This window comes from Frankia sp. CcWB2 (assembly GCF_977927585.1).
In genome coordinates this window covers 8,098-9,274 of sequence record NZ_CDWRCM010000046.1, presented here as the reverse complement: position 1 = coordinate 9,274, position 1,177 = coordinate 8,098, and the positions used below count along the sequence as shown (strand labels likewise).

At 67.1% G+C, this 1,177-nt stretch carries 1 protein-coding gene and 1 pseudogene; both read left to right on the top strand.

Translation table 11 applies throughout. The features are described 5' to 3' along the window. A partial coding sequence (locus ACY45C_RS07260) for an SAM-dependent methyltransferase (RefSeq protein ID WP_462186867.1) occupies positions 1-635 on the top strand: 635 nt, incomplete at its 5' end. 202 nt (positions 636-837) lie between these two features. After that, positions 838-1,177, top strand: a pseudogene (locus ACY45C_RS07255) (putative bifunctional diguanylate cyclase/phosphodiesterase); the annotation flags it as partial.

Sequence of the window (1,177 nt, the reverse complement as noted above, 5' to 3'; positions counted from 1 at the left end):
GGGCGGTGCGCTTCCTCGCTGCCGAGGCCGGGATCACACAGTTCCTGGATCTCGGCTCCGGGGTGCCGACGGTCGGTAACGTACATGAGATCGCCGAAGGGGTGAATCCGGAGGCCCGGGTCGTCTATGTCGACATCGACCCGGTCGCCGTCATCCACTTCCGGATGCTGCTCGCCGACAATCCGCGGGCCACGGTGCTGCAGGCGGATGTTCGGCAGCCCGCGTCGATCCTCGGCTCCAGCGCGGTGGCCGAGCTGCTCGATCTTTCTCAACCGATCGCCGTGCTCATGGTGACGGTTCTGCATTTCGTCCCCGACAGCGATGACCCGGCTGGCATCATCGATTCCTTCCGGGAGGCGATGGCGCCGGGCAGTTACCTGGCCATCTCGCATGTGATCGCGGACGAGCGGGCCGTAGAGATCAACCAGGCCAGCAAGGTCTACGACGAGACCCCCACCGGGGTGACCCCGCGTTCCCGTGCGGAGATCGCCGGTCTGCTCCGCGGATACGACCTCGTCGACCCGGGCCTGGTCTACCTGCCGGCCTGGCGCCCGGACGCGGCGGGCATGGGCGCCGATCCCCTCGCGGGCAACCCGGTGCGTTCCACGGTACTTGCCGCGGTCGGGCGCCGGTAGCTCGCCGTTCTTTGGCTGTTCTTGGCTGTTCTTGGCCTTTTATGGTTTTTCCTGGCTATCTCTTACTTTTCTTAACTTGTATTAGTTTTTCTTCGGCTTCCGGCGCTTTTCCGGCCAGCGGCCGAGGTTTTGTCACAGGGCGGGTCAGGCCCAAGGTTCGTCATGGTCCGGTAAGAAATGCGTGCGATGAGGAGTGCGTGCGGTGAGGTCCCTGCCCCAGACGGCCCGCCAGCAGGGCGTCGCGCGCTTCGCCCAGGCTTGGGCCCGAGAGATCCTCGGCGCCAGCTACCCGGCGATCGGCCTGATCGACGTCGAGCAGCGGTTACGGGCGTTGAGCGACCGGCTCGTCGACGCCCTGCTCGCCGAACCGTTCACGGCCGACCCTGCGGCCGCGGTCGGGGCTGCCGTCGTCGAGTACACCTTCGGCGCCGCGGACGCGTTGGCCGGAACCATCGAGATCTGTGGCACCAGACTGCTCACCGACCTACGACTCGGGACGGCCGACGGGTACGGCGCCCGGCTGGCGGCGTTGCAGGGCGGCC